This is a genomic window from Streptococcus pseudopneumoniae (assembly GCF_001072665.1).
GTDB classification, from domain to species: Bacteria; Bacillota; Bacilli; order Lactobacillales; family Streptococcaceae; genus Streptococcus; species Streptococcus pseudopneumoniae_S.
The window spans coordinates 1-891 of sequence record NZ_JVJI01000033.1; the positions used below are offsets into that span (position 1 = coordinate 1).

Here is an 891-nt window from a genome sequence, read left to right on the forward strand (position 1 = left end):
GTCGTATCTTTGAGATTAATCCTTCTGATTTTAACGAATATTTATTAGGTAGGAGAACGGCACGTGAAATTGATTTTAAAGCGGAGAACGATCGTTGGCCACCAACGGAAGAAGAGAGAAGAGAATCTAGAAGAAAATTTATAAGTAAACATCCAGCTTCTTTGATAGATGTCCCTAAAAATAGGAACCTTTTTTCTAAGGAAGAACTTGAAGAGTTGATTCCGATTGCTGAGAAGCAGTGGATTGAATCTGAAGGAGAACTTCCAGATGATTATGTATCACCACTTAAGTAAAAGAGGTTTGAAATGAAACCAACAAAACTAGACTGGAAAGATGTTATCCAGTTCGAAGAAGTAAAAGGTTACGGTCAGTATATCTGGAGAGATGGTAATCATCTTTATTACGTTACTGAGGAGGGAGGAATTGCTCCTCAGCGTGTAGTTTATGAATTACCAAATGAGCTGTTTGCCTTATTAGAAAGCGGAGAGAGAACGCAGTTAGAAATATTAAGTAAACTTCAGACCGATCGTTGGCCACCGACTGAAGAAGAAAAGAAAGCTAGTGAGAAACAATTTATATTAAAAGGCTTAACTCCTTTAATAGCTAATCCTAAGAGTTGGGAATTATTTACTCAGGAAGAGCTTGAAAGATTAATTCCGCTTGCTGAACAGAAATGGATTGACTGGAGAGGCAAACTTCCAGATGATTATGTATCGCCATTGAAATAGCCTGTGAGGAACTTGTTTATACACGGTTAGTTGTAGGCAAGTTCCTGTTTTTACATTAAGTGAGAATCTCCAAGGTCAGGCCATCTCGAGCATGCGCAACTACCTAGTAGAGGTGCATGGGACTCTTCTTCAAACTCTGGTCAACCTGATGAATGACTACTCA

At 38.6% G+C, this 891-nt stretch carries 2 protein-coding genes; both read left to right on the forward strand.

Going from position 1 to position 891, the window contains the following annotated elements:
* On the forward strand, window positions 1-293 hold a 293-nt coding region (locus ADH52_RS02480; RefSeq protein ID WP_049509894.1), incomplete at its 5' end, for a hypothetical protein.
* A 12-nt stretch (window positions 294-305) separates the two neighbouring features.
* Window positions 306-728, forward strand: coding sequence for a hypothetical protein (locus ADH52_RS02485; RefSeq protein WP_049509897.1), 423 nt, complete (start codon window positions 306-308; stop codon window positions 726-728).
* Window positions 729-891: the final 163 nt, after the last annotated feature.

Excerpts from the sequence above, each read along its gene's own strand:
- ADH52_RS02485 (WP_049509897.1), top strand. The coding sequence starts at position 306 with ATGAAACCAACAAAACTAGACTGGAAAGATGTTATCCAGTTCGAAGAA.